Source organism: Achromobacter deleyi (genome assembly GCF_016127315.1).
Taxonomy (GTDB): domain Bacteria; phylum Pseudomonadota; class Gammaproteobacteria; order Burkholderiales; family Burkholderiaceae_B; genus Achromobacter; species Achromobacter insuavis_A.
Genome location: NZ_CP065997.1, coordinates 5725488 through 5750256 on the forward strand (window position 1 = coordinate 5725488; position 24769 = coordinate 5750256).

The window sequence follows — 24769 nt, forward strand, 5'->3', positions numbered from 1 at the left end:
ATGGGCCAGCGCATGCAAGGCAAGACCGCGCTGGTGTTCGGCGCGGGCTCGTCCGGACCGGGCTGGAGCAACGGCCGCGCCGCCGCCGCGCTCTATGCCCGCGAAGGCGCCCACGTGTTCGCGGTCGACCTGCGCGCCGATTCGGCCGAGGAAACCCGCCGCATCATCATCGAGGAAGGCGGCCGCTGCACCGCGCTGGCGGCCGACGTGACCGACAGCGCGCAGATCCTGGCGGCGGTGCGAGCCATGCTGGCCGAGGCCGGCCGCATCGACGTGCTGCACAACAACGTCGGCATCACCGAGATGGGCGACCCGATCGAGGCCAGCGAAGACAGCTGGCACCGGGTCATGGACACCAACCTGACCGGCGTGTTCCTGACCTGCAAGCACGTGCTGCCGGCCATGCTGGCCCAGGGCGGCGGCAGCATCGTCAACATCTCGTCGCTGGCCTCGATCCAGGTCAACACCTATCCCTACACCTCGTACTACGCCGCCAAGGCCGGGCTGAACCACCTGACCCGCGCCCTGGCGGTGCGCTACGCGCCCGACAACATCCGCGTCAACGCGGTGCTGCCGGGCGTGATGGACACGCCACTGATCTACACCCAGATCGCCGGCCAGTTCGAGGACGTGGAGGAAATGCGCCGGCGCCGCAACGCCGCCAGCCCGATGGGCCGCATGGGCGACGCCTGGGACGTGGCCCATGCCGCGCTGTTCCTGGCCAGCGACGAAGCGAAGTACATCACCGGCGTGTGCCTGCCGGTGGACGGCGGCAAGTCCTGCGCGGGACGATAGCCGGCGTAGCAGGCCGGCCAGCGGGACGCCAGGACGCGCCGCCTGCCGGCCATCTCCCGATCGGTCCAATGCCTGTCGGATTGCCCGGATCCGAGACGCGCGCGGTCGCGCCGCGCGTCAGGCCGGGCGCGGCGCCAGCTCCGCGCCCAGTTCCGTGGCGGCGCGCTGCAGCGCCGCCACCACTTCCTGCAGCCGCGCCCCCGACAAGCGCGAGCGGATCGCGGCCACGCTGAGCGCGGCCACCACGTGCTGCTCGCGGTCGTACACCGGCACGCCCACCCCCAGCATGTCCGGAATGATGCGGCCCGGGTTCAGCGCATAGCCTTGCTTGCGGGCGGCGGCGATGTCCTCGCGCAGCATCGCGGTGGACGGCAGGTCGGGCGCGGCCGAGGCGTCGTAGCGCGCCAGCACCCGCTCGATGTCGTCGTTGGGCAGGAACGCCAGCAGCGCCAGGCTGCCCGCCCCCACGCCCAGCGGCCGGCGGTGACCGACTTCCAGCGTCAGGATCTTGATGGGGAAATCGCCCGTCTTGCGGTCGACGCAAACGGCCTCGTGGCCCGAGCGCACCGACAGGAAGCTGGTGTCGCCGGTGGACTCGGCCAGCCGCAGCACCGCCGATTCGGCGATCGCCTTGATGCCGTGGCGGCTTTCGGCCGCCAGCCCCAGGATGTACGACTCGCGTCCCAGGCTGTAGGTCTTGAGCTTGGGGTTGAGGGCCAGAAAGCCCTCTTGCAGCAGGGCCGACAGCATGCGGTGCGCGGTCGGCGGCGTCAGGCCCAGGTCGCGCGCCACGTCGGTCAGGCCGACGCCGCGCGCGGGCGCGGCGCCCACGTACTTGAGGATGCGCAACACCCGGAAGATGCTCTGCGCGCCGCCGACCGGATCGGCGTCGCGGGCGGCGGCGGAGGATTTGGCGGGACTCATCGGCGCGGCGTCAGTGCACCGTGGTGCCGTCCGGCGGCGACTGGTTCAGGCCCAGCGCCGCTTCCCAGCTGCGCAGCGGCACGCAGGTCTGCAGCCGCTCGATGGCGCGCTGGATCAGCGCCGGGTGCAGCTCGTGGCCGACCTGCGAGGCCACGTCGATGGTGGCGTCGCCATGCAGCTCGTCCAGCCGCGCCTGCGCCGCCTGGATGTGCGCCACCGGCATGATGCCGTCGGCGGCGCCATGCAGCAGATGCAGCGTGGTGTACTGCGGCGCGGCCTTGGGCAATTGCGCATAGCGGCCCGAAAAGGCGATCACGCGGCCGGCCATGCCGTCATGCGCCTGCACCAGTTCGAGCGCCATGATGGCGCCCTGCGAGAAACCGGCCAGCGCGGTGTCGGACTGCAGCAGGCCGAAGCGGGCCTGGGCCTGCTTCACGTAGGCCTCCAGCGGCGGCAGGGCCCGGGCCACCCGTTCGGGGCGGTTTTCCTCGGTGACGCCGCGCACCGAGAACCATTGCCGGCCGGCGCCGCCGCCATCGAAAGGCTCGAAGCCCTCGGGGATCAGGATCGCCGCCGCGGGAAACGCGGCGCGCACGGCCTGGGCCAGCGGCAGCAGGTTGTCGGGCGCGCCGCCGACGCCGTGCAGCAGGATGAACAGTTGGCGCACCTCGGCGCCCGGCTCGGGCAGCAGTTCGATCGCGCGGGAAGATGGGGAGGAATCAGGGGAAGAAGCAGCCATGCAACGGCTCCGTACGGGCACTGGATGGCCCCATTGTAAAATGCCCGCCACACGCAATCCTAGGCAAGGCGCCCCCCGGGCCGGCTACTGCCCCCGGTGTCCACCAGGCGCTGACGGGCGTTCGTGGCCGGCGCAGCGCTTTGCATCAACCTGTGCATTCCATGAAAACACCGACGACAGATTCGGGAACCCCTCCGGCCGACAAGAACCAGTTGCACCGCGTGCTCAAGGCGCGCCACCTGACCATGATAGCCCTGGGCGGCGCCATCGGCACCGGCCTGTTCATCGCCTCGGGCGCGGCCATCGCCCAGGCCGGCCCCGGCGGCGCGCTCACGGTCTACCTGCTGATCGGCCTGATGGTCTATTTCATCATGACCAGCCTGGGCGAACTGGCCACCTTCATGCCCGTATCGGGTTCGTTCTGCACCTACGCCTCGCGCTACGTCGACGGCGGCTTCGGCTTCGCGCTGGGTTGGAACTTCTGGCTCAGCTGGGCCACGGTGGTGGCGGTGGACGTGGTGGCCGCCCAGCTGGTGATGGCGTACTGGTTCCCCGACACCCCCGGCTGGATCTGGAGCGTCCTCTTCCTGGCGCTGACCTTCGGCCTGAACGCCTTCTCGGCGCGCAGCTTCGGCGAGGCCGAGTACTGGTTCGCCATCATCAAGGTGGTGGCGGTGCTGTGCTTCATCGTGCTGGGCGTGGCCATGCTGGTCGGCATCATCCACAGCGACGCGCCGGTCGGCCTGCGCAACTGGACCGTGGGCGAGGCGCCGTTCGTCGGCAACGCCGCCACCTGGGTCGGGGTGGCCATGGTGGTGGCCTATTCGTTCCAGGGCACCGAGCTGGTCGGCGTGGCCGCCGGCGAGTCCGAGAACCCGCGCCGCAACGTGCCGCGCGCCATCAACCACGTGTTCTGGCGCATCCTGCTGTTCTACGTGCTGGCGATCCTGATCATCGGCCTGCTGATTCCCTATACCGACCCGCAGCTGCTGCGCAACGAAGTCGAGGACATCGCCGTCAGCCCGTTCACGCTGGTGTTCCAGCACGCCGGGCTGCTGTCGGCGGCCACCATCATGAACGCGGTGATCCTGACCTCGGTGCTGTCGGCCGGCAACTCGGGCATGTACGCCGCCACCCGCATGCTGTTCAACATGGCGGTCGAGGGCCAGGCGCCGGCCGTGTTCAAGCGCCTGACCGGCAACGGCGTGCCGCTGTACGCGCTGCTGGCCACCACCGCGCTGGCCTGCCTGTGCATGTTCAGCGTGGTCTACAGCCCCAAGGCGGTCTACATCTGGCTGCTGAATTTCGCCGGCATGACCGAGTTCATCGTCTGGCTCAGCATCGCGGTCAGCCACTACCGCTTCCGCCAGGGCTACTTGAAGCACGGCTACGACACCGCCAACCTGCCCTACAAGGCCGGCCTGTTCCCGTTCGGCCCGCTGCTGGCCTTCGTGCTGTGCCTGCTGGTCACGCTGGGCCAGAACTACCAGGCCTTCCTGGACGAGCGCATCGACTGGATCGGGGTGGTCTCGACCTACCTGGCGATCCCGCTGTTCCTGGCGTTCTGGATCGGCCACCGGCTGGTCAGGAAGTCGCGCTGGATCCGCTACGAAGACATGCAGTTCTACGGCTTCGAGGCCGACCGCGCCGCCGGCGTCGGCCAGGACGCGCCAGTCGCCGCCAGCGCCGCCGCGCGCCCCTGACGCGGTGCCGGGCCGCCCCTTGCGGCGGCCCGGCCTTCCGGCCTGAATCCCCCTTTATGGCAGTGCAATCCCGGGATACATACCGGCGCTTTCGCGTCGGGTAAAATACTGTATATTCATACAGCAATCATTGATTTCCCAGGGCGGCCCGACTGCCCTCCACCCCAGGAGAACCGGGTCGTCCAGCCGCCATGCCGTCCCCAGAACAGATCCATCCCGCGTTGTGGCGCGCCACCCAGCTGGCCCGGGGCGCCGCCCGCAGCCTGCCCACCGGCCACGCCGCCCTGTCGGCCGAGCTGCCGGACGGCGGCTGGCCGCTGGGTTCGCTGATCGAGCTGCTGTCGCCGCAACCCGGCATCGGCGAAATCCGCCTGCTGCGCCCGGCCCTGGCGCAGCTCGAAACGCGCCGCGCCATCGCCCTGGTGCAGCCGCCGCACGCGCCGCACATCGCCAGCTGGATGAGCTGGCGGCTCGATCCGCGCCAATTGCTCTGGGTCGCCCCCGAAAAACCCCTGGACGCCCTCTGGGCCGCCGAGCAGATCCTGAAAAACGGCAGCTGCGGCGCCCTGCTCTGCTGGCTGCCGCACGTGCGCCCCGAATCGCTGCGCCGGCTGCACCTGGCGGCCCAGGCCAGCGACCTGCTGTTCGTCGCCCTGCGCCCGGCCAGCGCGGCGCAGCACGCCACCCCCGCCCCGTTGCGCCTGGCGCTCGCGCCCGCGCCGGGCGGGCTGTCCGTCCATATTCTCAAGCGCCGGGGACCGGTCTGCGAGGCCCCGCTGTACGTGGGCCTGGAGCCCGGCGTCCTCGCGCCTACCCGCCATGCGCCTCTGGATCGCCGCCTGCCTGCGCTGCCTGCCGCTGGACGCACTGCGCCCGCACTGGCCGCATGAGGCGCAGGCCTGCGCGGTCCTCGACCAGGAACGCGTCGCCGCCCTCACGCCCGCCGCGCGCCAGGCCGGCGTGCGGCCGGGCATGCGCCGCGGCGGCGCGGCCGCCATCGCGCCCGAGGTCGAGCTGCTGACGCGCGACCCGGTGGCCGAGGCCGACACCCTGCAGGGCGCGGCGCTGGCGCTGCTGCAATACACCCCCGAGGTCGCGCTGTCCGGCGACGACACCGTGCTGCTCAGCGTCGGCGCCAGCCTGCTGTTCTTTGGCGGGCCGCACGCGCTGCACCGGCGCGTGGCCGCCACGCTGGCCGCGCTGGACCTGCGCGTGTCGCTGGGCATGGCGCCCACCGCCGCCGGCGCCTGGCTGCTGGCGCATCGCGGCGGGCGCCGGCCGCCGCGCCGGGCGCTGACCCCGCGCACGCTGGCCCGCCGGCTCGACGCCCTGCCCGTGGCCCTGCTGCCCCAGGCCCAACCGCGCCTGGACTGGCTCAACGACATCGGCTGCCACACCCTGGCCGACCTGCGCGCCCTGCCGCGCGCCGGCCTGCAACGGCGCAGCGCGCCCGACCTGCTGCAGGCGCTGGACGCGGCCTATGGCCAGTCGCCCGAACTGCATCGCTGGATCGAGCCGCCGCCGCGCTTCGAGCGCCGCATCGAGCTGATGGAATACCTCGAGCACACCGACGCCGTGCTGGCCGTGGCGCGGCGCCTGGCCGAGCAGCTGGGCGGCTGGCTGGCGGCCCGACAGCTGGCGGTGCGGCGCGTGCTGCTGCGCATGGACCACGAGCGCGGCCGCCATGCGCGCCCGCCCACCGAACTCGAACTGGCGCTGGCCCAGCCCGTCTGGCAGGCGCCGCAGATTCTCAACCTGCTGCGGGAAAAGCTCGGCCGCCTCACGCTCGAAGCGCCCGTCATCGCCGTATCCCTATTGGCGCCCGACACCACCGAACAACCCGCCGCCAGCACCACGCTGTTCCCCGAGCCCGGCGGCACCGCCGCCGACCACGCCCGCCTGCTGGACCTGCTGACGGCGCGGCTGGGCCGCGACCACGTCCGCCACGCCTGTCCCACCCCCGACCACCGGCCCGAAGCCGCCAACGCCTGGGGCGACGCGCTGGAGCCGCCGCAGCGCCCCGAGCCGCTGCCCGACCAGCTGGACCGCCCCTTCTGGCTGCTCGACCCGCCGCTGCCGCTGAAGCTGGCCGGCCACCGGCCGCAATACGCCGGCCAGGCGCTGCGGCTGATGCGCGGCCCCGAGCGCATCGAAAGCGGCTGGTGGGACCCGGCGCTGACCGTGCGCGACTACTTCGTCGCCGAGGACGCCGCCAGCGCGCGCTACTGGATCTACCGCGAACGCGACGACGAGCACGCGCGCTGGTACCTGCACGGGCTGTACGCCTGACCCCGCCATGCAAGCGCCCGACGATCCCCATGACGACGCCCCCGGCCCGCCCGCCGGACTGCCCGGCTACGCCGAACTGCAATGCCAGTCGAATTTCTCGTTCCTGCAGGGCGCCTCGCACCCCGAGGAACTGGCCGCCCGCGCCGCCGAACTGGGCTACGCCGCCCTGGCCATCACCGACGAATGCAGCCTGGCCGGCGTGGTGCGCGCCCACATGGAGGCCAAGACCCAGAAGCTGCCGCTTCTCATCGGCGCCACCTTCCGGCTGCGCGCCGGCCCCGACGCCGCCCCGCTCGACCTGACCCTGCTGGCGCAGACCCGCGAGGGCTACGGCAACCTGTCCGAACTCATCACCCTGGCCCGCACCCGCGCCCCCAAGGGCGAATACCGGCTGGCGCCCGAGGACTTCACCGCCCCGCCGCCGGGCTACGAACACCTGCGCCACCTGCCCGAGTGCCTGGCGATCCTGTCGCCCGTCTACGGCGACGACCCCGACCGCATGGCGCAGCAGGCGCGCTGGCTGGCCGCCACCTTCCCGCACCGCGCCTGGGTCGGCCTGACCCTGCTGTACCGCTCGCGCGACGACCTGCACCGCGCCGCCGTCGACCACGCCGCGCGCGCCGCCGAACTGCCCGTGGTGGCCCTGGGCCAGGTGCAGATGCACGTGCGTTCGCGCAAGCCGCTGCACGACACCCTGACCGGCATCCGCACCCACCAGCCCGTTTCCCAATGCGGCTACGCGCTGTCCGGCAACGCCGAGCAGCACCTGCGCACCCGCATGCGGCTGGCCAACCTGTACCCGCCCGAGGCGCTGGCTCAGACCCTGGTGGTGGCGCGGCGCTGCGCCTTCTCGCTGGACGAGCTGCGCTACGAATACCCCGACGAGATCATCCCGCGCGGCCACACACCCGCCACCTTCCTGCGCCAGGAAACCCTGGCGGGCGCCGCGCGGCGCTTTCCGGCCGGCACGCCGGCCCACGTCACCGAACAGATCGAAAAGGAACTGGCGCTGATCGCCGACCTGCAATACGAGGCCTACTTCCTCACGGTCTACGACATCGTCCTGTTCGCCCGCAACAACGGCATCCTGTGCCAGGGGCGCGGCTCGGCCGCCAACTCGGCGGTGTGCTACTGCCTGGGCATCACCGAAGTCGACCCGCGCCGCGGCAACAACCTGTTCGAACGCTTCATCAGCAAGGAACGCAACGAGCCGCCCGACATCGACGTCGACTTCGAGCACCAGCGGCGCGAGGAAGTGATCCAGTACATCTACGGCAAATACGGCCGCCAGCGCGCCGCCCTGACCGCCGTGGTGATTTCCTACCGGCCCCGCAGCGTGCTGCGCGACACCGGCCGCGCGCTGGGCGTGGACGCGGGCGTGATCGACGCCGTGGCGCGCGCCCACCAGTGGTGGGACGGCAAAAAGGAAATGCTGCGCACGCTGGGCGCCTGCGGCCTCGACCCGGAATCGCAGGTGGCGCGGCAATGGGCCGCGCTGGCCCAGACCCTGATGGGCTTTCCACGCCACCTCTCGCAGCACCCCGGCGGCTTCGTCATCTCGCGCGGCAAGCTGTCGCGGCTGGTGCCGATCGAGAACGCCGCCATGGCCGACCGCAGCGTGGTGCAGTGGGACAAGGACGACCTGGACGCGCTCAAGCTGCTCAAGGTCGACGTGCTGGCCCTGGGCATGCTGTCGGCGCTGCGCCGCACCCTGGAGCTGGCCGGCCAGCGCCGCGGCCAGCCGCTGCGGCTGCAGGACATCCCCGAGGGCGACACCCCCACCTACGACATGATCTGCGAGGCCGACACCATCGGCGTGTTCCAGATCGAATCGCGCGCCCAGATGACCATGCTGCCGCGCCTGCGGCCGCGCGAATACTACGACCTGGTGGTGCAGGTGGCGATCGTGCGGCCCGGCCCGATCCAGGGCGGCATGGTGCATCCCTACCTGCGCCGCCGCCAGGGCAAGGAAGACATCGACTACCCCAGCGACAAGGTGCGCGGCGTGCTCAGCCGCACCATGGGGGTGCCGATCTTCCAGGAACAGGTGATGCAGATCGCGGTGGTGGCGGCCGGCTTCACGCCGGGCGACGCCGACCAGTTGCGGCGCTCCATGGCCGCCTGGAAGCGCAAGGGCGGCGTCGACAAATACCGCGTCAAGCTGGTGGGCGGCCTGCTGGCCCACGGCTACACGCTGGAATTCGCCGAGGCGCTGTTCCGCCAGGTCGAGGGCTTTGGCGAATACGGCTTCCCCGAAAGCCACGCCGCCAGCTTCGCGCTGCTGGCCTACGCCAGTTCCTGGCTCAAGCGCCACGAGCCCGAGGCCTTCCTGGCCGCGCTGCTCAACTCCCAGCCCATGGGCTTCTATCCCCCCGCGCAACTGGTGCAGGACGCGCGCCGCCACGGCGTGCGGGTCCTGGCGGCCGACGTGACCGTCAGCGGCTGGGACGCCGCGCTGGAAACCGCGCCGGACGACGCCGCGCCGCGCCCGGCGCACCGCCACGCCCCGGCGCCGGACGAAATCCGCCCCGCCGTGCGCCTGGGCCTGAGCCTGATCCAGGGCCTGCACGAAGACAGCGCCCGCCGCATCGAGGCCGCCCGCGCCGACGCCCCCTTCACCAGCACCGGCGACCTGGCGCGCCGCGCCGCCCTGACGCGCCACGACCTGAACGCGCTGGCCGCCGGCGACGCCCTGCTGACCCTGGCCGGCCACCGCCGCCAGGCCAGCTGGGAAGCCGCCGCCAGCGTCCACAGCCGCGACCTGCTGCGCGACGCCGCCATCCACGAAACCGAGGCGCCGCGACTGGCCGCGCCGACCGAGAACCAGACCGTGGCGGCCGACTACCGCAGCGTCGGCCTGACCCTGCGGCGCCACCCCGTCGAACTGCTGCGGCCGCAACTGGCGGCGCGCAACTTCCAGCCCGCCAGCGTGCTCAACGGCTACCCCGACAAGCGCGTGGCCCGCGCCTGTGGCATCGTCACCGTGCGCCAACGGCCGCAGACCTCCAAGGGCGTGATCTTCGTCACCCTCGAGGACGAGACCGGCCCGGTCAACGTGGTGGTGCGCCCCGAGCTGATCGAACGCCAGCGCCGCGAACTGCTCGCCTCCTCCCTGCTGGGCGTATACGGCAGCTGGCAGAGCGTGGACGGCGTGCGCCACCTGATCGCGCAGCGGCTGGTGGACCTGTCCGAGTTGCTGGGCGGCCTGAGCATGCCCAGCCGCAACTTCCACTGACGGCGGCGCGCCGGCGCTGGCCCCGGCGTCGCGGGGCGCACGCGGATCGAGACGAGCGGGTGCGACAACCGGACCCGGCGACCCGGAGCGATGGCCGCACGCCAAGGCCAAGCGCGGCGCGGGCGGCTGGTCTATGATGGATTTTCCGCGCCGCCCGCCAGCCCTCGCGCCGGCCGCGCCGTGGAAACGTTTTCTTTTTCAGGAGTGATCATGATCCGCAAGCTGATTCCCGTTCTGCTGGTAGCCACGCTGAGCGCCTGCGCCAATTCCGGAGCCCCGCGTTCCTCTTCCCCGTCCGCCGCCTCCAGTTCCTCCAGCTCGCCCGCCGCCTCCGACAGCACGTCCGGCACGTCGTACGGATCGCCCTCCGCCATCCCCTCCTCCTCTGGCAAGACCTGCGACGCCGGCGCGCTGCAATCGCAGATCGGCCAGAAAGCCACCCAATCCGTCCTGGAAGACCTGCGCACCCGCAGCGGCGCCACCACCGCCCGCATCCTGCGCCCCGGCCAACTGGTCACCATGGAATACAACGACACCCGCCTGAACCTGATCGTCGACGACAAGGACGTGATGACGGCGATCCGCTGCGGCTGAACGTCCCGCGTGAACCGCAAAACGGGCGCGACGGGCGCGACCACCCCGCGCCCGATTTTTCAGGATGGCGCCGATGTCCCGCCATCCCTCATGGAATCTTCGTGAAGGCTCGCCTGCCCATGGATCTCCATACTCTCAGCAAGCAAGTCGCCAGCCTGCCGACCATCATGGACCTGGCCCAGGAAATGAAGCTGATCCGGGCCCTGATGCAGGTGCCGCCGCGTCACATCGCGGCCCATCCCACGCAATTCCAGCGCATCGTCGCCGCCCTGGCGCTGACCCACACCGATTCCGGCGTGTTCGAGCTGACGCCGGCCACCGACGCGTTCTTCGCCGCCTTCCACCAATGGTTGCAACAGATGCGGGGCAGCGTCTGCCCGGAACTGAACCCGGCCTTGATCGAGGATTTCAGCCTGTCGGCGCAGGCGTTCGCCGATCGCATGCCGCCGCCGGGTTGATGGCCAAGGCCGCGCCAACGCCCGCTACCAGCGCGTCGCCTGGACGAAATCCACGAACGCGCGCAGCGGCGCCGGCAGATAGCGCCGCCCCGGAAAATACAGCAACGGCCCGGTGAAACTCGGCCACCAATCCTGCAGCACCGGCTCCAGCTCGCCGCGGTCCAGATAGGGCTGCAGCCATTCCTCGAACAGGAACACCACCCCCGCGCCCGCCACCGCCGCATCGACCGCCAGGTCCACCGCCTCTCCCAGGCTGACGATCAGCGGGCCGTCCACCTCCACCGTGATCGACTTGCCGTCCTTGGCGAACTCCCACGGCGGCATGGCGCCGCTGGCGAAGCGGCCACGCAGGCAGAGATGCTGGCGCAGGTCTTCCGGATGCTGCGGCCGCCCATGCCGGGCCAGGTAGGCCGGCGCGGCGGCCACCCCCATGCGCTGGCGCCGGGGCCCGATGGGAATGGCCACCATGTCCTGGTCCATGCTTTCCTCGTACCGGATGCCCGCATCGCAACCGGACTGCAGCAGTTCGACGAAGCGATCATCAACGATCACCTCCAGCCGGATCTCCGGATACTGGGCCAGGAAAGGCGGCACGATGCGCGGCAGCACCAGCCGGGACGCCGACAGCGGCACATTCAGCCGCAGCCGGCCCGCCGGCCGGTCGCGAAAGCTGTTGGCCACGTCCAGCGCCGACTCGACCGCGTCCAGCGCGGGCGCCAGTTGCTCCAGCAGGCGCTGCCCGGCCGCCGTGGTCGCCACGCTACGCGTGGTGCGGTTCAGCAGCCGCACGCCCAGCCGGGCTTCCAGCCGGCGCACGGCTTCGCTCAACTGCGACGCGCTGGTCCCCGTCTGGCGCGCCGCGCCGCGGAATCCCCCGTGCGTCGCCACCGCGACAAAGGCGCTGATGTCTTGAAGATTGGACATGGCCGGCCTCGATTGTTCGCCATTGTGCACAAGCTGTGCGATTACCAAGGATTGTCGCACGCCCCGCGCCGCCCTAGACTCGCTGTCATTCCCTCCCTGGAGCACCTCATGACCTCGATTCAACAAGCCGGCGCCTATTCACTGGGCGACCTGACCGTCAACCGCCTGGGCTACGGCGCCATGCAACTGGCCGGTCCCCACGTCTTCGGACCGCCCAAGGACAAGGCGCAAGCCATCGCCGTCCTGCGCGAGGCCCTCGCGCTGGGCATCAACCACATCGACACCAGCGATTTCTACGGCCCGCACATCACCAACCAACTGATCCGCGAAGCCCTGCACCCCTACCGCGACGATCTGGTCATCGTCACCAAAGTCGGCGCGCGACGCGGCGACGATGCCTCGTGGCTGCTGGCCAATTCGCCCGCCGAACTCGAATCGGCGGTGCACGACAACCTGCGCAACCTGGGCCTGGACGTCCTGGACGTGGTCAACCTGCGGCTCATGTTCGACGTGGCCGGTCCCGCCGAGGGCGACATCGAGCAGTCCTTCACCACCCTGGCCGAACTGCAGCGCAAGGGCCTGATACGCCATCTGGGCCTGAGCAACGCCACCGCGCGCCAGGTGGCGCAGGCGCGCGGCATCGCCGACATCGTCTGCGTGCAGAACCAGTACAACATCGCGCACCGCGCCGACGACGCGCTGATCGGGCAGTTGGCGCAAGACGGCATCGCCTACGTGCCGTTCTTCCCGCTGGGCGGCTTCTCGCCGCTGCAATCGGCCACGCTGGAGCGCGTGGCCGCCGAGTGCCAGGCCACGCCGATGCAGACCGCGCTGGCCTGGCTGCTGCAACGCTCGCCCAACATCCTGCTGATCCCGGGCACCTCGTCGCTGGCGCACCTGCGGCAGAACGTCGCCGCGGCCAGCCTGGCGCTGCCGCCGCAGGCCGTGGCCGAGCTGGACGGGATCGGCGCCGCGGGCTAGTTCGACGGGCGCGGTTGACCAATCCGCTGCATAGTGGCACCTTACCCCGAAGTGCCACGCCCGGAACCCCACTTGGACCACCCACAGCCCCTCGTCACCGTCGACGCCGTCCTGCTCACCCTGCGCGCGACCGGCCTGGAAATCGCCCTGCACCCGCGCGACCGCGCGCCGTTCAAGGGCGCCATGGCCTTGCCCGGCGGCGTGGTGCACGTGGACGAAGACGCCAGCACCGAGGCCAGCATCCGCCGCGTGCTGCGCGACAAGACCGGCTTCGAGCCGCGCTACCTGGAGCAGTTGCAGGTGTTCTCGGGACCGGACCGCGATCCGCGCAAGTGGTCGCTGTCCGTCTCTTACGTGGCGCTGGTGCCGGCCACCGAGCTTGAGGCCGCGCCCGCCGGCTTTCGCTTCGTCAGCGTGGACGCGCTGCCGCCGCTGGCCTTCGACCACGCCGACATCGTCACCGCCGCCGTGGCCCGCCTGCGCGGCAAGTCGAGCTACTCGACCCTGCCGTTCTTCCTGCTGCCGGAACGCTTCACCCTGACCGAGCTGCAGCGCACCTACGAAGCCATCCTGCAGACCACGCTCGAGAAATCGAACTTCCGCCGCAAGATGGAAGCCTGGGGCGTGCTCGAAGCCACCGACGACCACGTGCACGGCGCCCAGCGCCCGGCGCGCCTCTACCGCCTGAAAGACTTCACCCTGTTCGACCGCAGCGTCGGATAACTCCACGCCGAACTCGCCTTAGTTGCAAAGAAACAATAAGCAGGCTTATACTTGCCTCACTTAGTTTTAATTTGCCACCAAGGCTCGATCATGTTCACCCTCACTGCGGTAGTAGAAGAACAACGCCAAACCGAAACGCCCCGCGCGTTCGTGTTCCCCGGCGGCGAAAGCCAGGTCACCGTGCCCGCCGCCTTGCAGGCCTGCGCCGACGCGGCCAGCGAATTCCGCATCCACGCCCTGCTGAAGTCGGCCGACGACGTCATGCAGTTGCTGCTGCTGACCGACGCCTTGCGCCGCCTGAACCCGGCCGCGCCCGTGCACCTGGACATGCCCTACGTGCCCTACGCCCGCCAGGACCGCGTCTGCAACTCCGGCGAGGCGCTGGGTGCGGCCGTGTTCTGCAAGCTGATCAACGACCAGCAATACACCACCGTCACCGTGGTCGAACCGCACAGCGACGTCACCCCCGCCCTGCTGCAACGCGTCCGCGTGATCGACGCCGCCGCCTTCCTGAAGAACGCGCTGGCCAACCCCGCCTTCGCCAACGGCGTGACCCTGATGGCCCCCGACGCCGGCGCCCGCAAGCGCGTGCAGGCCCTGGCCAAAAAGCTCGGCGTGGCCGACGTGCGCTACGCCGAAAAGGTCCGCGACCCGCAAACCGGCCGCATCACCGAGACCCGCGTGCCCGACGACATCCCCGCGCAACCGGTGCTGGTGGTCGACGACATCTGCGACGGCGGCCGCACCTTCCTGGAACTGGCCAACGCCCTGCGCGACAAGACCCGCCAGCCCCTCTATCTGTACGTGACCCACGGTCTCTTCAGCAAAGGCCTGACCGAGTTGAACGCCCGCTACACCGGGATCTACACCGCCTATGACTGGACCGCCAGCGAAGGCGTCGGCGCGCCCATTCTGGTCAACGACGCCAACTCCCCCTTGCCCGCCAACACGATCAAAGCCGCCAGCGCCCCCGCGCTCGCCAACCCGGCCAACTGAACCTCAAGCAGGAGTCCCCATCATGAATGCCCCCGTCCCCACCACCAAGAACGGCATCAACCCCTTGCTGCAAGCCGACTTCTACAAGACCGGCCACCCCTTCCAATATCCCAGGGGCACCAACAAGATCCTGGCCAACTTCACCCCGCGCTCGGCCCGGCTGGCGCCGGTGCTGCCCGAACTGTTCGACAACAAGATCGTCTGGTTCGGCCTGCAAGGCTTCATCAAGGAAATCCTGATCGACCTGTTCAACCGCGAATTCTTCGGCAAGCCCGCCGGCGCCGCCGTGCGCCAGTACCAGCGCCGCGTCGACAATGCGCTCGGCAAGGGCGCGGTCACCGTCGATCACCTGCAAGCGCTGTACGAGCTGGGCTATCTGCCGCTGGAGATCCGTTCCCTGCCCGAAGGCGCCCGCGTCGACATCCGCGTGCCGCCCGTCACCTTCGTCAACACCAAGCCGGAATTCGCCTGGCTGGTCACCTACATCGAAACGCTGTTCAGCTGCGAATCGTGGAAGCCGTCCACCGTGGCCACCATCGCCTTCGAATATCGCAAGCTCCTGACCTACTTCGCCCGCCTGACCGGCAGCCCGATGGACTTCGTCAACTGGCAAGGCCACGACTTCTCGATGCGCGGCATGTCGGGCCTGTACGACGCCCGCAAGAGCGGCGCTGGCCACTTGCTGTCGTTCACCGGCACCGACACCATCCCGGCCATCGACTACCTGGAAGACATCTACGGCGCCGACTCCGACCGCGAACTGGTCGGCGGCTCGGTGCCCGCCACCGAACACTCGGTCATGTGCCTGGGCAGCAAGGAAGGCGAAATCGAAACCATCCGCCGCCTGGTCACGCAGGTCTATCCGGCCGGTATCGTGTCGGTGGTGTCGGACACCTGGGACTTCTGGCAAGTGGTCACCGACTTCGCCGCCGCATTGAAGTCGGAAATCCTGGCGCGCCAGCCTGATCCCTTCGGCAACGCCAAGGTCGTGTTCCGCCCCGACTCGGGCGACCCGGTGAAGATCCTGACCGGCTACTTCTGCACGGACGTGTCCAGCGTGGAAGACGCTCCGGCCCTGGCCGCCGCCCGCCGCGACGGATTCGAGGCCGTGCGAGATATCGCGACCGGCCGCTACTGGCGTCTGGACGACGACGCCCGCCCCAGCCAGACGCTGCGCGAGGCCGAAGTCAACGGCGCGGTGCAATGCCTGTGGGACATCTTCGGCGGCGTGGTGACCGAGCGCGGCTACAAGCTGCTGGACCCGCACGTCGGCCTGATCTACGGCGATTCGATCACGCTGGCGCGTGGCCGCGACATCCTGGTGCGGTTGGAGAAAAAGGGCTTCGCGTCCGGCAACGTGGTCCTGGGCATCGGCTCCTACACCTACCAATACCTGACCCGCGACAGCTTCGGCTGGGCACTCAAGGCGACGTACGCCGAGGTCAATGGCGAACCGCAGGAACTGGTTAAGGACCCGGTGACCGACTCGGGCGTGAAGCGTTCGGCCAAGGGGTTGCTGCGGGTGGATGAAACGGCGACGGGGTATGTGCTGCGCGACCAGCAGACGCAGGAACAGGCGGAAGGCGGGGCGTTGGTGCCGGTGTTTCGGGATGGGCAACTGCTGGTGGAACAGAGACTGGCGCAGATCCGGGAACGGTTGCAGGGGTCGTGGGTGTGCCCGGAACCGGGGAGCATTGACTGGATGAGAAATATGAAAAAAATGGAAAAAGTGGAAAAAATAGACTAAGCTATGAACCAACTCGGATGTTCACCCATGAGGGTCGCATGACCGCCACCGTATCGTCTCGCTCAGAAAGCAACCTGCTCACTTGCAGGGAAATCATGGCGCTCGGCCTGGACGAGGCTACAAGCCAGGCGTACCAAGAAGCGGTCGAACGCTATGAGCAGACCCATCCGACAAGCAATAGTCGTGACTTTCTTGAATATGCGTTTGATGTGCTTCGTGGCATCGCCTATCAAGAGGAAGAACGCTACGGCATCCACAAACTTGAGCTCGGCCGGCTCAGGGAAAGATTGATCTGGGTCGTCCGACGCTTGTTGGGCGAGCGGCGCATTCGACTTCTTGCTCGAATCGCAACGGGCTCTCCCCCCACGTCCAGAAACAACACGACGCGCAGTAGCGCCACCACTCGACGGCAAATGGCCCCGGTCGCAGCACCGCCGCTATTCGCCTGAGGAGGTAACCATGGGACTGGTCTCACTTAAGTACCAAGCAACCCCCAAAGATGTCCGGGCGATTGTCAATGGAAGCTATCCAGGCGATCCCCACGCAGTGATCAAAAGCATGGCGTCCACGCTGGCCAAGGAGCTCTCCCCGCTCCAGAAACCTGGCCGCACGGACGACCTGCTGAACATCCTTGTGCGACAGCTCGAAGATTGGTTGGTATGTGACGCAAATGTAGCGCTGCCCGAAGAAAAGGCGGCCGCTCTGCCAGTTACCATGTGGTCTCCCGCCGAGGTGGTTGCGAAGCAAAAGCTGAGCGCGTTGACGACCCTGTATCGATACGACAAGGCCGGCAAGCTCTATTGCGTGAAGCCGTCAGCGAAACAGAACGGGCGCATGTTCCCGGCCTGGCAGTTCGTTGATCCGGTTCCCAGCCTTTTGCCGCACGTCATCACCGAGTTGCGTGGAGTGTTGCAGTTCGAGCTTCATGCTTTTTTCGTTACCCAGCAAGACGACCTCAACGAACTGTCGCCCGCGGAAATGTTGGCGGGCCTGCCGTTTGAAAATCGAGGCGCAGCATCGCCCGCACAGGCGCGACTGCTTTCGCTGTCGACGGCAGAACGGTTGCAGCGGGTTCTGGCGCTTGCAAGGTATGCAGGAAGGGGCATGACTGATTGAAATCGGTCGTGGTATGCCATTCGATGAACAAGCGCGTTACGAGCCGCCGTCTCACCTACAGGCACTAGTTCCCAGTACCGCCGCCCTGCTGGCCGCGCTGACCCATTCCGTCGAGCGGCTGGCGGCGGGCACCGTTCTATACCGCACGGCCGGCGACGCAAAATACCTGCTGCCGGAAGTCCTGATCAATCCCTATCGGTTCGGCCCACCGATGGCGTTGCGTCAGGAAGATGAACCGCTGCCCTACGCTTGGCTCTACCTCGCTCGGGACCTCTCCACCGCTCTCTGGGAAGGCCAACTCGTCCGACACGACGCCACGCGCGCGGGGCATTTCTATATACATCCATCGGCGGTTGAAACCGGTGTCATCGGCACCCTGGCCTTCGGCCGTGATCTCCGCCTTTGGAACCTGTCGGGTGAAGCGTGTGCCAAGCTTGGCATTCACGACACGATTTCATCGAGCGACTACGAAGCGTGCCATTGGATCGGGCATCGTCTTCGCGAAGCCATGATGAGCCGTGAACCGGATGCAATACCCGATGGTTTCTGCTATCCCTCCAGACGGATGCGAGGGCATCAGGCGATCGCCATCCGAAGCGACATTCTGTCCGACCTCAAGGCAGGCGCAACGATCACGCACGAGCCGTTCGGGCAGAGCGCCGCCTATGAAGCCTTGCGCGCCGATGCACTGTACGCACCCGCGCCAAGCGCAACGCGGCCCATGCCACGGTAGAGTCCGAGGGCGGGAAAGTAAACCCGTTCTTTGGGCAACGTTCCGTCCTGGCAGGCGTGCAGGCCTGCCAGGACGGAACTGCCTCAATAGCCACGGATCGTTGTAACGCCGCCCCGCCCTACTCCCCGCCCTGCCGCAACGCCGGCGGCACATGCGGCAGGAACGCCCCCGCCACCTCGAACGCGCATTCTTCCCGCGCGATATCGATCACCCGCGACACCACCGGATTGACGATGCTCTTCTTGTGCACCGCGTAGTAGTTGATCGTCGGCAGATCCGGCTGGACATCCAGCTGGCACAGCGCCCCGCGCTCGACCAGCGGCGCGAAATACGCTCCCGGCAGGTAGCTGATGCCCAGCCCCAGCATGGTCAGTTGCGCCATCATGCCCAGGCTGTTGCAGGTCAGCACCCGCTTGACCGACAGGCCCTGCTCGGCGAACCAGGCATCGTACAGATGCGACAGCGCCGAATTGGTCGGTTGCGAGATCACCGGATACGGCGCCAGGTCCTGCGGCGCCAACCGAGCCGAGAAATCGATGTCCAGCGACGGGCTGGCCATCCAGACGTTGGTCACCGCGCCCAGGTGGACGCAGTCGTACTGGTAGCTCCAGAACGGCCCCGGCATGATGGCCAGGTCCAGCTGGTCCTGCTCCAGCCGTTCATACAGCGTGATGCCGCCGTCGATCTCCGGCATCAGCTGCACCTTGGGATAGCGCAGGCTGATCTGGCTGACCAGCCGCGCCAGCCAGGTCATGCCGACCAGCTCGGTCACGCCCAGCCGCACCACGCCCTCGAAGCTGGCCGGGTCGGCCATGTTCTGCACGATGCGGCTGTTCAGGTCCAGCATCTCGCGCGCCAGTTCGAACAGCTTGCGGCCCTGGGCCGTCATCACCAGCTTCTTGGCGCGGCGCTCGAACAGCGGCGCGCCGGCGAAGGCTTCAAGTTCCCCTACCCGCTTGGCGACCGCCGACTGGGTGGTGTGCAGCTTGCGCGAGGACGCGCTGAAGCTGCCCAGTTGCGAGCTCCAGTAGAACGCCTCCAGCTGTTTGAGGGTGTACATCGCGGCGGTGGACGTGAAATGCATGAAGAACCCTCACATTATCGTCGACAGCAGCGCGGCTGCGCGCCCCGCCCTACCCTCGCGGATGCAAGATATCCGCCAGAAACCGCTGCGCCCGCGGATGCCGCGGCGCGCTGAAGAAGCGCTCCGGCGTATCCACTTCCAGGATCTCGCCCGCATCCATGAACACCACCCGGTCGCACACGTCCCGCGCGAACCCCATCTCGTGCGTCACGCAGACCATGGTCATGCCGTCCTTGGCCAGGCCCTTCATCACCTGCAGCACCTCGCCCACCATCTCCGGGTCGAGCGCGCTGGTGGGCTCGTCGAACAGCATCACCGGCGGTTGCAGCGCCAGCGCGCGGGCGATCGCCACGCGCTGCTGCTGGCCGCCCGACAGCGAGCCGGGATAGGCGTCGATCTTGTGCTCCAGCCCCACCCGCGCCAGCAGCTGGCGCGCCAGCTCGGTGGCCTGCTTGCGCGGCTGCTTGCGGATGTTGACCGGCGCGAACACCACATTGTCCAGCACGCTCATGTGCGGAAACAGGTTGAACTGCTGGAACACGAAACCGATCTTCTGGCGCAGCGCGTTCAGGTTGACGCCCTTGCCGTAGATGTCGGCGTCGTCGATCAGGATGCGGCCCTTCTCGATCGGTTCCAACCGGTTGATGGTGCGGATCATGGTGGACTTGCCCGAGCCCGACGGCCCGCACACCACCAGCACCTCGCCGCGCTCCACCGACAGGTCCACGTCCTTCAGGACGTGGTGCTCGCCGTACCATTTATTGACTTTCTCAAGCTTGATCATGATGAATTCCGATAAGCGCCGGCTCAGGGCCTGTTCGCGCTAAAAGGGGCCTCGCACGGGCCCTAGGCCATGGCGCGCTGGCGGCGGATGCGCAGGTCCAGCCAGGACAGGCCGCGGCTCAGGCTGAAGCACACCAGGAAATAGATGATGGCCAGGATGCCGAACACCTGCAGCGGCTTGGTCAGCACCAGGTTGTTGACCTGGTTGGCGGCAAACGTCAGTTCGTTCACGCTGATCACATACCCCAGCGAGGTCTCCTTGATGGTCGAGACGAACTGGCTGGTCATGCTGGGCAGCACGTTGAACAGCGCCTGCGGCAGCACCACCCGGCGCATCGTGGTCCAGTAGCCCACGCCCAGCGAACGCGAGGCCTCGATCTGGCCGCGCGGCACCGCCTCGATGCCCGAGCGGATCACCTCCGACAGATACGCGCTCTCGTACACCACCAGCGCCGCGATCAGCGTCCAGAAGCCGCTGATCACCTGCCCCGTCAGCTTCGGAATGACGAAATAGGCCCAGAAGATCAGCATCAGCAGCGGCATGCCGCGCACCACGTTGACCAGCGTCTTGCTGGCCACGCGCAGCCAGCCAAACGGACTGACCCGCGCCAGCGCGATGGCCAGCGCCAGCGGCAGCGACAACGCCAGGCCGCACAACGCCAGGATCAGCGTCAGCGCCAGGCCGCCCAGCGGCCCATTGGGGTATTGGCCAACCAGCAGCGTCGGCCAGTATTGCGACAGGAGATCAAGCACCGTGGCCTCCCCGGTTCAGGCGGTAGCGCGCATAGATGCGCGATCCGATCAGCATGATCAGGAAGGATCCCAGCAGATACATGAGGGTCGCCGCGCCAAACGTGGCGAACGTGCGGTAGGTCTCGTTCTCGATCTCGCGCGCCTGGTAGGTCAGCTCCATCACGCCGATGGCCATGGCCACGCTGGTGTTCTTGAACAGCAGCAAGGCGCGCCCCACCAGCGGCGGAATGGAAATCCGTACCGCCTGCGGCACGATCACGAAGCGCATGCATTGCAGATAGCTGGCGCCCAGCGCCCGGGCCGCCTCGAACTGCGTGCCGGGAATGGCGCGCAGCCCGCTGCGGATGTCCTCGGCGATATAGGCGGCCGACCCCAGCGCCAGCGCGATCGCCGCCAGCGACATCTCGGCGTTGTGCTGGTACAGCCACATCCGGAACCCCTCCGGCAGCAGCTCGGGCATGCCGAAGTACCAGAACAGCACCTGCACCAGCAGCGGCACGTTGCGGTGGTATTCCACATAGGCGTCGACCAGCCAGCGGCACGGCGCCAGGTTGGTGGCGCGCACCACGACCAGCGTCACCGCGATCGTGAACGCCATCACCCAGGACACCAGGAACAGCTGCAGCGTCACCCCCATGCCGCTGAGCAGCAGCTGGTATTGCGAAGCGTCAAGTAAGCTCATTGCACGGGCACCGGCGCTCAGCCCGCGATGGGGCCGATCTTGAAACCGCGTTCGAGCTTGTACGGCGTCTGCGCGCCGAACCACTTGTCGAACAGCTGCGCGGCCACGCCCGAGCTTTCCGCCTCGTCCAGCGCCTGGTTCACCACCGTCAGCATGCCCGGCTCCGACTTGCGCACGCCCAGGCCCCACGGCTCGTCGAACACCGACTTGGCGATCACGCTGACCGGCGCCGTCGGCGGGCTCTGCAGCACCAGGCGCACCAGCACCAGTTCCGACGCGAACTGCGCGTCCACCTTCTTCTGCTGCAGGGCCAGATACGTTGCCGAGCTGTCGCCGTAACCGATCACCTGCGACTTATCGAGAATGCGCTTGATCTCGCGCTCCGAACTGGAACCCTTGGTCGCGCCGACGCGGCGGCCGTTCAGCGACTCGATCGTGTCCAGCCCCGAATCCTTGCGCACCAGCAGCTTCTGCGGGCTGACGTAGTACGCGTGGCTGAAAGCGATCTGCTCGGCGCGGTCCGGCGAATAGCCCAGGTTCGCCGCCAGGATATCGACGCGCCCCTCGTTCAGCTCCGGCACGCGCGCCGCCACCGACAGCAGCTTGTAGCTGACCTTCACGCCCAGCTTGTCGGCCACCAGCTTGCACATGTCGACGTCATAGCCCACCAGCTGGCGCGTCGCCGCGTCCTGGAAGCTGAACGGCTGCGACGTGCCCAGCGTGCCGCAGATCAATTCGCCGCGGGCCTTGATGTCCGCGACCTGGTCGGCATGGGCGCCCGCGCCCAGCGACAGCGCGGCCAGGCCCAGGCAGACGGCCAGGAAAGATTGGCGTTTCATGGTGATTCCCCTTGTGTTGTGGTTTGAACAAAAAACAGAACCGGCCCGCTCGTTGGCGGGCCGGGGAACAATCAGGCGAGCTTGGCGCAGGCCTCGCGGATCGCCGCGCAGCCTTGCCGGATATCGTCCAGCGACGCCGCGAACGACAGCCGGAACGTGCCCGGCGCGCCATAGGCATGGCCGTCGATCACCGCCACGCCAGCCTCGCGCAGCAGGTAATGCGTCAGGTCGGTATCGGTGCGGATCACATCGCCTGCCGGCGTGCGCTTGCCCAGCAGCCCCGAGCAATCCGGAAACACGTAGAACGCGCCCTGCGGCACCACGATCGCCAGCCCCGGCGTGCCGGACAGCTCCGCCACCGCCAGATCGCGGCGCTCGCGGAACACCCGCGCAAACTCCGTCACGCAGTCCTGCGGCCCCGACAGCGCCGCCAGCGCTGCCGCCTGGCTCACCGACGACGCGCCCGACGTGCTCTGCGACTGCAGAATCGCCATCGCCTTGATCAGCTCGTCCGGCCCGGCGCCGTAACCGATGCGCCAGCCCGTCATCGCATAGGCCTTGGACACGCCATTGACCACCAGCGTGCGCGCCGCCAGCGCCGGCGCCACCTGCAACGGATGCACCGTCGGCGCGTCGGTGAAGTTCAACCGCGCATAAATATCGTCCGTCATCAGCCAGACATGCGGATGGCGCTCGAGCACCGCGGTCAGCCCGCGCAGCTCGTCGGCAGTGTAGACCGAGCCCGTCGGATTGCTGGGCGCGTTCATCATCAGCCACTTGGTGCGCGGCGTGATGGCGCGCTCCAGCGCCTCCGGCGTCAGCTTGTAATCCGTGGCCGGCGTGGTCGGCACCGTCACCGGCACCCCGCCGTTGACCAGCACCATGTCCGGATACGACACCCAGAACGGCGCCGGAATCAGCACCTCGTCGCCCTCGTTCAGCGTCGCCGCCAGCCCGTTGAAGATCACCTGCTTGGCGCCCGTGCTGACAATGATGCGCGCCGCCGGGTAATCGATGCCGGTCGCTTCCAGCAAATGCGTCCGCGCCGCCTTCCGCAGCGCCACCGTGCCCTGGGCCGGCGGATACTTGGTCTCGCCCCGGTTCATCGCGGCCGTGGCTGCCTGGCGGATATGCTCCGGCGTCGAGAAATCCGGCTCGCCGATCGTCAGGTCGATGATGCGCCGGCCCTGCTCGCGCAGCTCGGCGATGATGGCGCGCGCCGCCACGCTGGGCGACAGCTTGATGCGCTTGATGCGGTCGGCGACGATGCTGGCGGCTTGCGAGGGCTGAGTCTGAGCCTGGGTTTGCGTCGGGGTTTGGTTCACTTCGCGGCTCCCGTCTTCTCGGCCAGGGTCTTCTCCAGCCAGGGCTTGGTGTAGGTGCCGGCGCGCAGCTTCTCCTTGGCCACCGCCTCGTCGGCTTCCTTCTTGGTCGCCAGCGCCAACACCGCCGCCGCATGCTCGGCGGGAATCACCACCACACCGTCGGCATCGCCGACCACTACATCGCCCGGGTTGACCACCTGGCCGCCCACCGACACCGGCACATTGATCTCGCCCGGACCATCCTTGTACGGCCCCTTGTGCGACACCGCGCGCGCAAAGCAGCCGAACTGCCCCTGCGCGAACACATCCAGGTCACGCACCGCGCCGTCGATCACGAACCCGGCGATGCCGCGCCCCTGCGCGTCCATCATCATCAACTCGCCCACCAGCGCATTGCTGGTATCGCCGGCGCCATCGACCACGATCACGTCACCCGCGCCACCCAGCGAAATCGCCTTGTGGATCATCAGGTTATCGCCGGGCCGCGTCTTCACGGTCAGCGCCAGGCCAACCGTGCGCTGGTTGCCGGCATGCAGCGGACGCAGCCCGCTGACGCCGTACAGGCGGTTCATGCAATCGCTGATCTGGGCCGAGCCAATGGCGGCAAAACCGGCCAGCACGTCAGCAGCGACGGCCGGCGCGGGCCGGGGAAGAATGCGGTATCCGATGGGATTCATAGCGAGGAATTTTCTTGAAGGCGTGAACGGCAATAAGCGAACACGCATTACAAGGCCTCGCGGGGCGATCCTCAAAACGATATAAATTCCCGGTTATGTAGGAATTATTTTCGTGGATGTTATTGGATCGAGGGGGGAGCGTTGTGGGTGGGGTTGGGGGCTTCCCTGTCGTCGTCGGGTTGCAGGGCCTGGTCGAGCATGGCTTCGGTCAGGGTGCCGAGGTGCTCGCAGAGGCTTTCGACGCCGCCCATCAGAGCGGTGACTGCCCAGGGGTCCAGCGGTGGGGAGCCGGTGGCGTCGGGTTCGGACGCGCTGTTGCCGACCACGCGGGCGATGGTCTGGATGGCGTAGCGGGTGCGGTCTAGTTGGTGGAGGTGGGAGAGGGAGACGGGGCCGGATTCGCGGTCGGTGTCGACTTGCCAGGGGTTTTGGGTTAGGGGGTGCGGCATGGGGGCTGCCTCCTATAGGGTGAAATCAGGCCGCGATGCGTTGCGGCTATCTACGCCTATAGCTTTCCGGCTTCCAAACCGGACTACCGATAGAAAGGTAGGGGTGCAGTATACGACGAGAGACGGAGAGGAAGTGCAGAGTGGGACGTTTGCGCGACTAAAGAAGAAGCACTACAGCCAACAAAATTTCTTACCTCAACTTGAGGCAAACAGTCCGGCT

Annotated in this window: 25 protein-coding genes; 14 read left to right on the forward strand and 11 right to left on the reverse strand. The window is 68.1% G+C overall.

Annotated elements, in window-relative coordinates:
* Complete coding sequence (locus I6I07_RS25735) at positions 1-795, forward strand: SDR family NAD(P)-dependent oxidoreductase (protein WP_198484262.1); 795 nt, start codon at positions 1-3, stop codon at positions 793-795.
* A gap of 117 nt (positions 796-912) precedes the next feature.
* On the opposite strand, the gene I6I07_RS25740 is transcribed toward I6I07_RS25735, so the two are convergent.
* Together I6I07_RS25740 and ypfH are read right to left on the reverse strand one after the other, a co-directional pair.
* Positions 913-1719: an IclR family transcriptional regulator gene (locus tag I6I07_RS25740; RefSeq protein WP_054431275.1), complete on the reverse strand. Its 807-nt coding sequence runs from the start codon at positions 1717-1719 to the stop codon at positions 913-915.
* A gap of 10 nt (positions 1720-1729) precedes the next feature.
* Complete coding sequence (gene ypfH / locus I6I07_RS25745) at positions 1730-2458, reverse strand: esterase (RefSeq protein ID WP_198484263.1); 729 nt, start codon at positions 2456-2458, stop codon at positions 1730-1732.
* Between the two features lie 161 nt (positions 2459-2619).
* Between ypfH and I6I07_RS25750 the strand changes: the two genes are divergently transcribed.
* The 6 genes from I6I07_RS25750 (at position 2620) to I6I07_RS25775 (ending at position 10737) form a co-directional block, all read left to right on the forward strand.
* A complete protein-coding gene (locus I6I07_RS25750) occupies positions 2620-4161 on the forward strand; it encodes an amino acid permease (RefSeq protein WP_269784297.1) in 1542 nt (513 codons plus the stop codon).
* A 191-nt stretch (positions 4162-4352) separates the two neighbouring features.
* The gene (imuA, locus tag I6I07_RS25755; protein WP_116522037.1) at positions 4353-5051 is read left to right on the forward strand and encodes a translesion DNA synthesis-associated protein ImuA; all 699 of its coding nucleotides are present in this window, start codon (positions 4353-4355) and stop codon (positions 5049-5051) included.
* The gene (locus I6I07_RS25760) at positions 4981-6450 is read left to right on the forward strand and encodes a Y-family DNA polymerase (protein ID WP_198484264.1); all 1470 of its coding nucleotides are present in this window, start codon (positions 4981-4983) and stop codon (positions 6448-6450) included. The genes imuA and I6I07_RS25760 overlap by 71 nt, the downstream gene beginning before the upstream one ends.
* Before the next feature lie 7 nt (positions 6451-6457).
* Positions 6458-9685: an error-prone DNA polymerase gene (locus tag I6I07_RS25765; RefSeq protein WP_198484265.1), complete on the forward strand. Its 3228-nt coding sequence runs from the start codon at positions 6458-6460 to the stop codon at positions 9683-9685.
* Between the two features lie 210 nt (positions 9686-9895).
* The gene (locus I6I07_RS25770; RefSeq protein WP_198484266.1) at positions 9896-10279 is read left to right on the forward strand and encodes an I78 family peptidase inhibitor; all 384 of its coding nucleotides are present in this window, start codon (positions 9896-9898) and stop codon (positions 10277-10279) included.
* Between the two features lie 119 nt (positions 10280-10398).
* Positions 10399-10737, forward strand: coding sequence for a hypothetical protein (locus I6I07_RS25775; RefSeq protein ID WP_198484267.1), 339 nt, complete (start codon positions 10399-10401; stop codon positions 10735-10737).
* A gap of 24 nt (positions 10738-10761) precedes the next feature.
* Here I6I07_RS25775 and I6I07_RS25780 read toward each other — a convergent pair whose 3' ends face one another.
* The gene (locus I6I07_RS25780; RefSeq protein ID WP_198484268.1) at positions 10762-11661 is read right to left on the reverse strand and encodes a LysR family transcriptional regulator; all 900 of its coding nucleotides are present in this window, start codon (positions 11659-11661) and stop codon (positions 10762-10764) included.
* Positions 11662-11769: 108 nt separating this feature from the next.
* Between I6I07_RS25780 and I6I07_RS25785 the strand changes: the two genes are divergently transcribed.
* The 7 genes from I6I07_RS25785 to I6I07_RS25815 all read left to right on the forward strand — a co-directional run bounded on the left by I6I07_RS25785 (position 11770) and on the right by I6I07_RS25815 (position 17957).
* Positions 11770-12642, forward strand: coding sequence for an aldo/keto reductase family oxidoreductase (locus tag I6I07_RS25785; RefSeq protein WP_198484269.1), 873 nt, complete (start codon positions 11770-11772; stop codon positions 12640-12642).
* Between the two features lie 72 nt (positions 12643-12714).
* Positions 12715-13365 carry an NUDIX hydrolase gene (locus tag I6I07_RS25790; RefSeq protein WP_198484270.1) on the forward strand — a complete coding sequence of 217 codons (651 nt, stop codon included), beginning with the start codon at positions 12715-12717 and terminating at the stop codon, positions 13363-13365.
* Between the two features lie 90 nt (positions 13366-13455).
* A complete protein-coding gene (gene prs / locus I6I07_RS25795) occupies positions 13456-14361 on the forward strand; it encodes a ribose-phosphate diphosphokinase (protein ID WP_198484271.1) in 906 nt (301 codons plus the stop codon).
* A 22-nt stretch (positions 14362-14383) separates the two neighbouring features.
* The gene (locus I6I07_RS25800) at positions 14384-16108 is read left to right on the forward strand and encodes a nicotinate phosphoribosyltransferase (protein WP_198484272.1); all 1725 of its coding nucleotides are present in this window, start codon (positions 14384-14386) and stop codon (positions 16106-16108) included.
* Positions 16109-16146: 38 nt separating this feature from the next.
* Complete coding sequence (locus I6I07_RS25805) at positions 16147-16557, forward strand: hypothetical protein (protein WP_156333311.1); 411 nt, start codon at positions 16147-16149, stop codon at positions 16555-16557.
* A gap of 10 nt (positions 16558-16567) precedes the next feature.
* Positions 16568-17224 carry a hypothetical protein gene (locus tag I6I07_RS31755; protein ID WP_232625746.1) on the forward strand — a complete coding sequence of 219 codons (657 nt, stop codon included), beginning with the start codon at positions 16568-16570 and terminating at the stop codon, positions 17222-17224.
* 13 nt (positions 17225-17237) lie between these two features.
* Positions 17238-17957, forward strand: a complete 720-nt coding sequence (locus I6I07_RS25815) for an RES domain-containing protein (RefSeq protein WP_054431245.1) — start codon at positions 17238-17240, stop codon at positions 17955-17957.
* 118 nt (positions 17958-18075) lie between these two features.
* Here the strand turns inward: I6I07_RS25815 and I6I07_RS25820 are convergent, their stop codons facing one another.
* From I6I07_RS25820 to I6I07_RS25855, 8 genes are all read right to left on the reverse strand, one after another.
* A complete protein-coding gene (locus I6I07_RS25820; RefSeq protein WP_420094524.1) occupies positions 18076-19041 on the reverse strand; it encodes a LysR family transcriptional regulator in 966 nt (321 codons plus the stop codon).
* A 49-nt stretch (positions 19042-19090) separates the two neighbouring features.
* A complete protein-coding gene (locus I6I07_RS25825; protein WP_198484273.1) occupies positions 19091-19825 on the reverse strand; it encodes an amino acid ABC transporter ATP-binding protein in 735 nt (244 codons plus the stop codon).
* A 62-nt stretch (positions 19826-19887) separates the two neighbouring features.
* Positions 19888-20577, reverse strand: coding sequence for an amino acid ABC transporter permease (locus I6I07_RS25830; RefSeq protein ID WP_006386294.1), 690 nt, complete (start codon positions 20575-20577; stop codon positions 19888-19890).
* Positions 20570-21259, reverse strand: a complete 690-nt coding sequence (locus tag I6I07_RS25835) for an amino acid ABC transporter permease (protein WP_198484274.1) — start codon at positions 21257-21259, stop codon at positions 20570-20572. Before I6I07_RS25835 ends, I6I07_RS25830 begins: the two co-directional genes overlap by 8 nt.
* Positions 21260-21276: 17 nt before the next feature.
* Positions 21277-22098: an ABC transporter substrate-binding protein gene (locus I6I07_RS25840; protein WP_198484275.1), complete on the reverse strand. Its 822-nt coding sequence runs from the start codon at positions 22096-22098 to the stop codon at positions 21277-21279.
* A 71-nt stretch (positions 22099-22169) separates the two neighbouring features.
* Positions 22170-23423: an aminotransferase class I/II-fold pyridoxal phosphate-dependent enzyme gene (locus I6I07_RS25845; protein WP_198484276.1), complete on the reverse strand. Its 1254-nt coding sequence runs from the start codon at positions 23421-23423 to the stop codon at positions 22170-22172.
* Positions 23420-24100, reverse strand: coding sequence for an RraA family protein (locus tag I6I07_RS25850; RefSeq protein WP_006394591.1), 681 nt, complete (start codon positions 24098-24100; stop codon positions 23420-23422). Before I6I07_RS25850 ends, I6I07_RS25845 begins: the two co-directional genes overlap by 4 nt.
* Before the next feature lie 119 nt (positions 24101-24219).
* Positions 24220-24549 (reverse strand): hypothetical protein, encoded by a 330-nt coding sequence (locus tag I6I07_RS25855; protein ID WP_198484277.1) that lies wholly within the window; start codon positions 24547-24549, stop codon positions 24220-24222.
* Positions 24550-24769: the final 220 nt, after the last annotated feature.

Excerpts from the sequence above, each read along its gene's own strand:
- I6I07_RS25735 (WP_198484262.1), top strand. The coding sequence starts at position 1 with ATGGGCCAGCGCATGCAAGGCAAGACCGCGCTGGTGTTCGGCGCGGGC.
- I6I07_RS25740 (WP_054431275.1), bottom strand. The coding sequence starts at position 1,719 with ATGAGTCCCGCCAAATCCTCCGCCGCCGCCCGCGACGCCGATCCGGTC.
- ypfH (WP_198484263.1), bottom strand. The coding sequence starts at position 2,458 with ATGGCTGCTTCTTCCCCTGATTCCTCCCCATCTTCCCGCGCGATCGAA.
- I6I07_RS25750 (WP_269784297.1), top strand. The coding sequence starts at position 2,620 with ATGAAAACACCGACGACAGATTCGGGAACCCCTCCGGCCGACAAGAAC.
- imuA (WP_116522037.1), top strand. The coding sequence starts at position 4,353 with ATGCCGTCCCCAGAACAGATCCATCCCGCGTTGTGGCGCGCCACCCAG.
- I6I07_RS25760 (WP_198484264.1), top strand. The coding sequence starts at position 4,981 with ATGCGCCTCTGGATCGCCGCCTGCCTGCGCTGCCTGCCGCTGGACGCA.
- I6I07_RS25765 (WP_198484265.1), top strand. The coding sequence starts at position 6,458 with ATGCAAGCGCCCGACGATCCCCATGACGACGCCCCCGGCCCGCCCGCC.
- I6I07_RS25770 (WP_198484266.1), top strand. The coding sequence starts at position 9,896 with ATGATCCGCAAGCTGATTCCCGTTCTGCTGGTAGCCACGCTGAGCGCC.
- I6I07_RS25775 (WP_198484267.1), top strand. The coding sequence starts at position 10,399 with ATGGATCTCCATACTCTCAGCAAGCAAGTCGCCAGCCTGCCGACCATC.
- I6I07_RS25780 (WP_198484268.1), bottom strand. The coding sequence starts at position 11,661 with ATGTCCAATCTTCAAGACATCAGCGCCTTTGTCGCGGTGGCGACGCAC.
- I6I07_RS25785 (WP_198484269.1), top strand. The coding sequence starts at position 11,770 with ATGACCTCGATTCAACAAGCCGGCGCCTATTCACTGGGCGACCTGACC.
- prs (WP_198484271.1), top strand. The coding sequence starts at position 13,456 with ATGTTCACCCTCACTGCGGTAGTAGAAGAACAACGCCAAACCGAAACG.
- I6I07_RS25800 (WP_198484272.1), top strand. The coding sequence starts at position 14,384 with ATGAATGCCCCCGTCCCCACCACCAAGAACGGCATCAACCCCTTGCTG.
- I6I07_RS25805 (WP_156333311.1), top strand. The coding sequence starts at position 16,147 with ATGACCGCCACCGTATCGTCTCGCTCAGAAAGCAACCTGCTCACTTGC.
- I6I07_RS31755 (WP_232625746.1), top strand. The coding sequence starts at position 16,568 with ATGGGACTGGTCTCACTTAAGTACCAAGCAACCCCCAAAGATGTCCGG.
- I6I07_RS25815 (WP_054431245.1), top strand. The coding sequence starts at position 17,238 with ATGCCATTCGATGAACAAGCGCGTTACGAGCCGCCGTCTCACCTACAG.
- I6I07_RS25820 (WP_420094524.1), bottom strand. The coding sequence starts at position 19,041 with ATGCATTTCACGTCCACCGCCGCGATGTACACCCTCAAACAGCTGGAG.
- I6I07_RS25825 (WP_198484273.1), bottom strand. The coding sequence starts at position 19,825 with ATGATCAAGCTTGAGAAAGTCAATAAATGGTACGGCGAGCACCACGTC.
- I6I07_RS25835 (WP_198484274.1), bottom strand. The coding sequence starts at position 21,259 with ATGAGCTTACTTGACGCTTCGCAATACCAGCTGCTGCTCAGCGGCATG.
- I6I07_RS25840 (WP_198484275.1), bottom strand. The coding sequence starts at position 22,098 with ATGAAACGCCAATCTTTCCTGGCCGTCTGCCTGGGCCTGGCCGCGCTG.
- I6I07_RS25850 (WP_006394591.1), bottom strand. The coding sequence starts at position 24,100 with ATGAATCCCATCGGATACCGCATTCTTCCCCGGCCCGCGCCGGCCGTC.
- I6I07_RS25855 (WP_198484277.1), bottom strand. The coding sequence starts at position 24,549 with ATGCCGCACCCCCTAACCCAAAACCCCTGGCAAGTCGACACCGACCGC.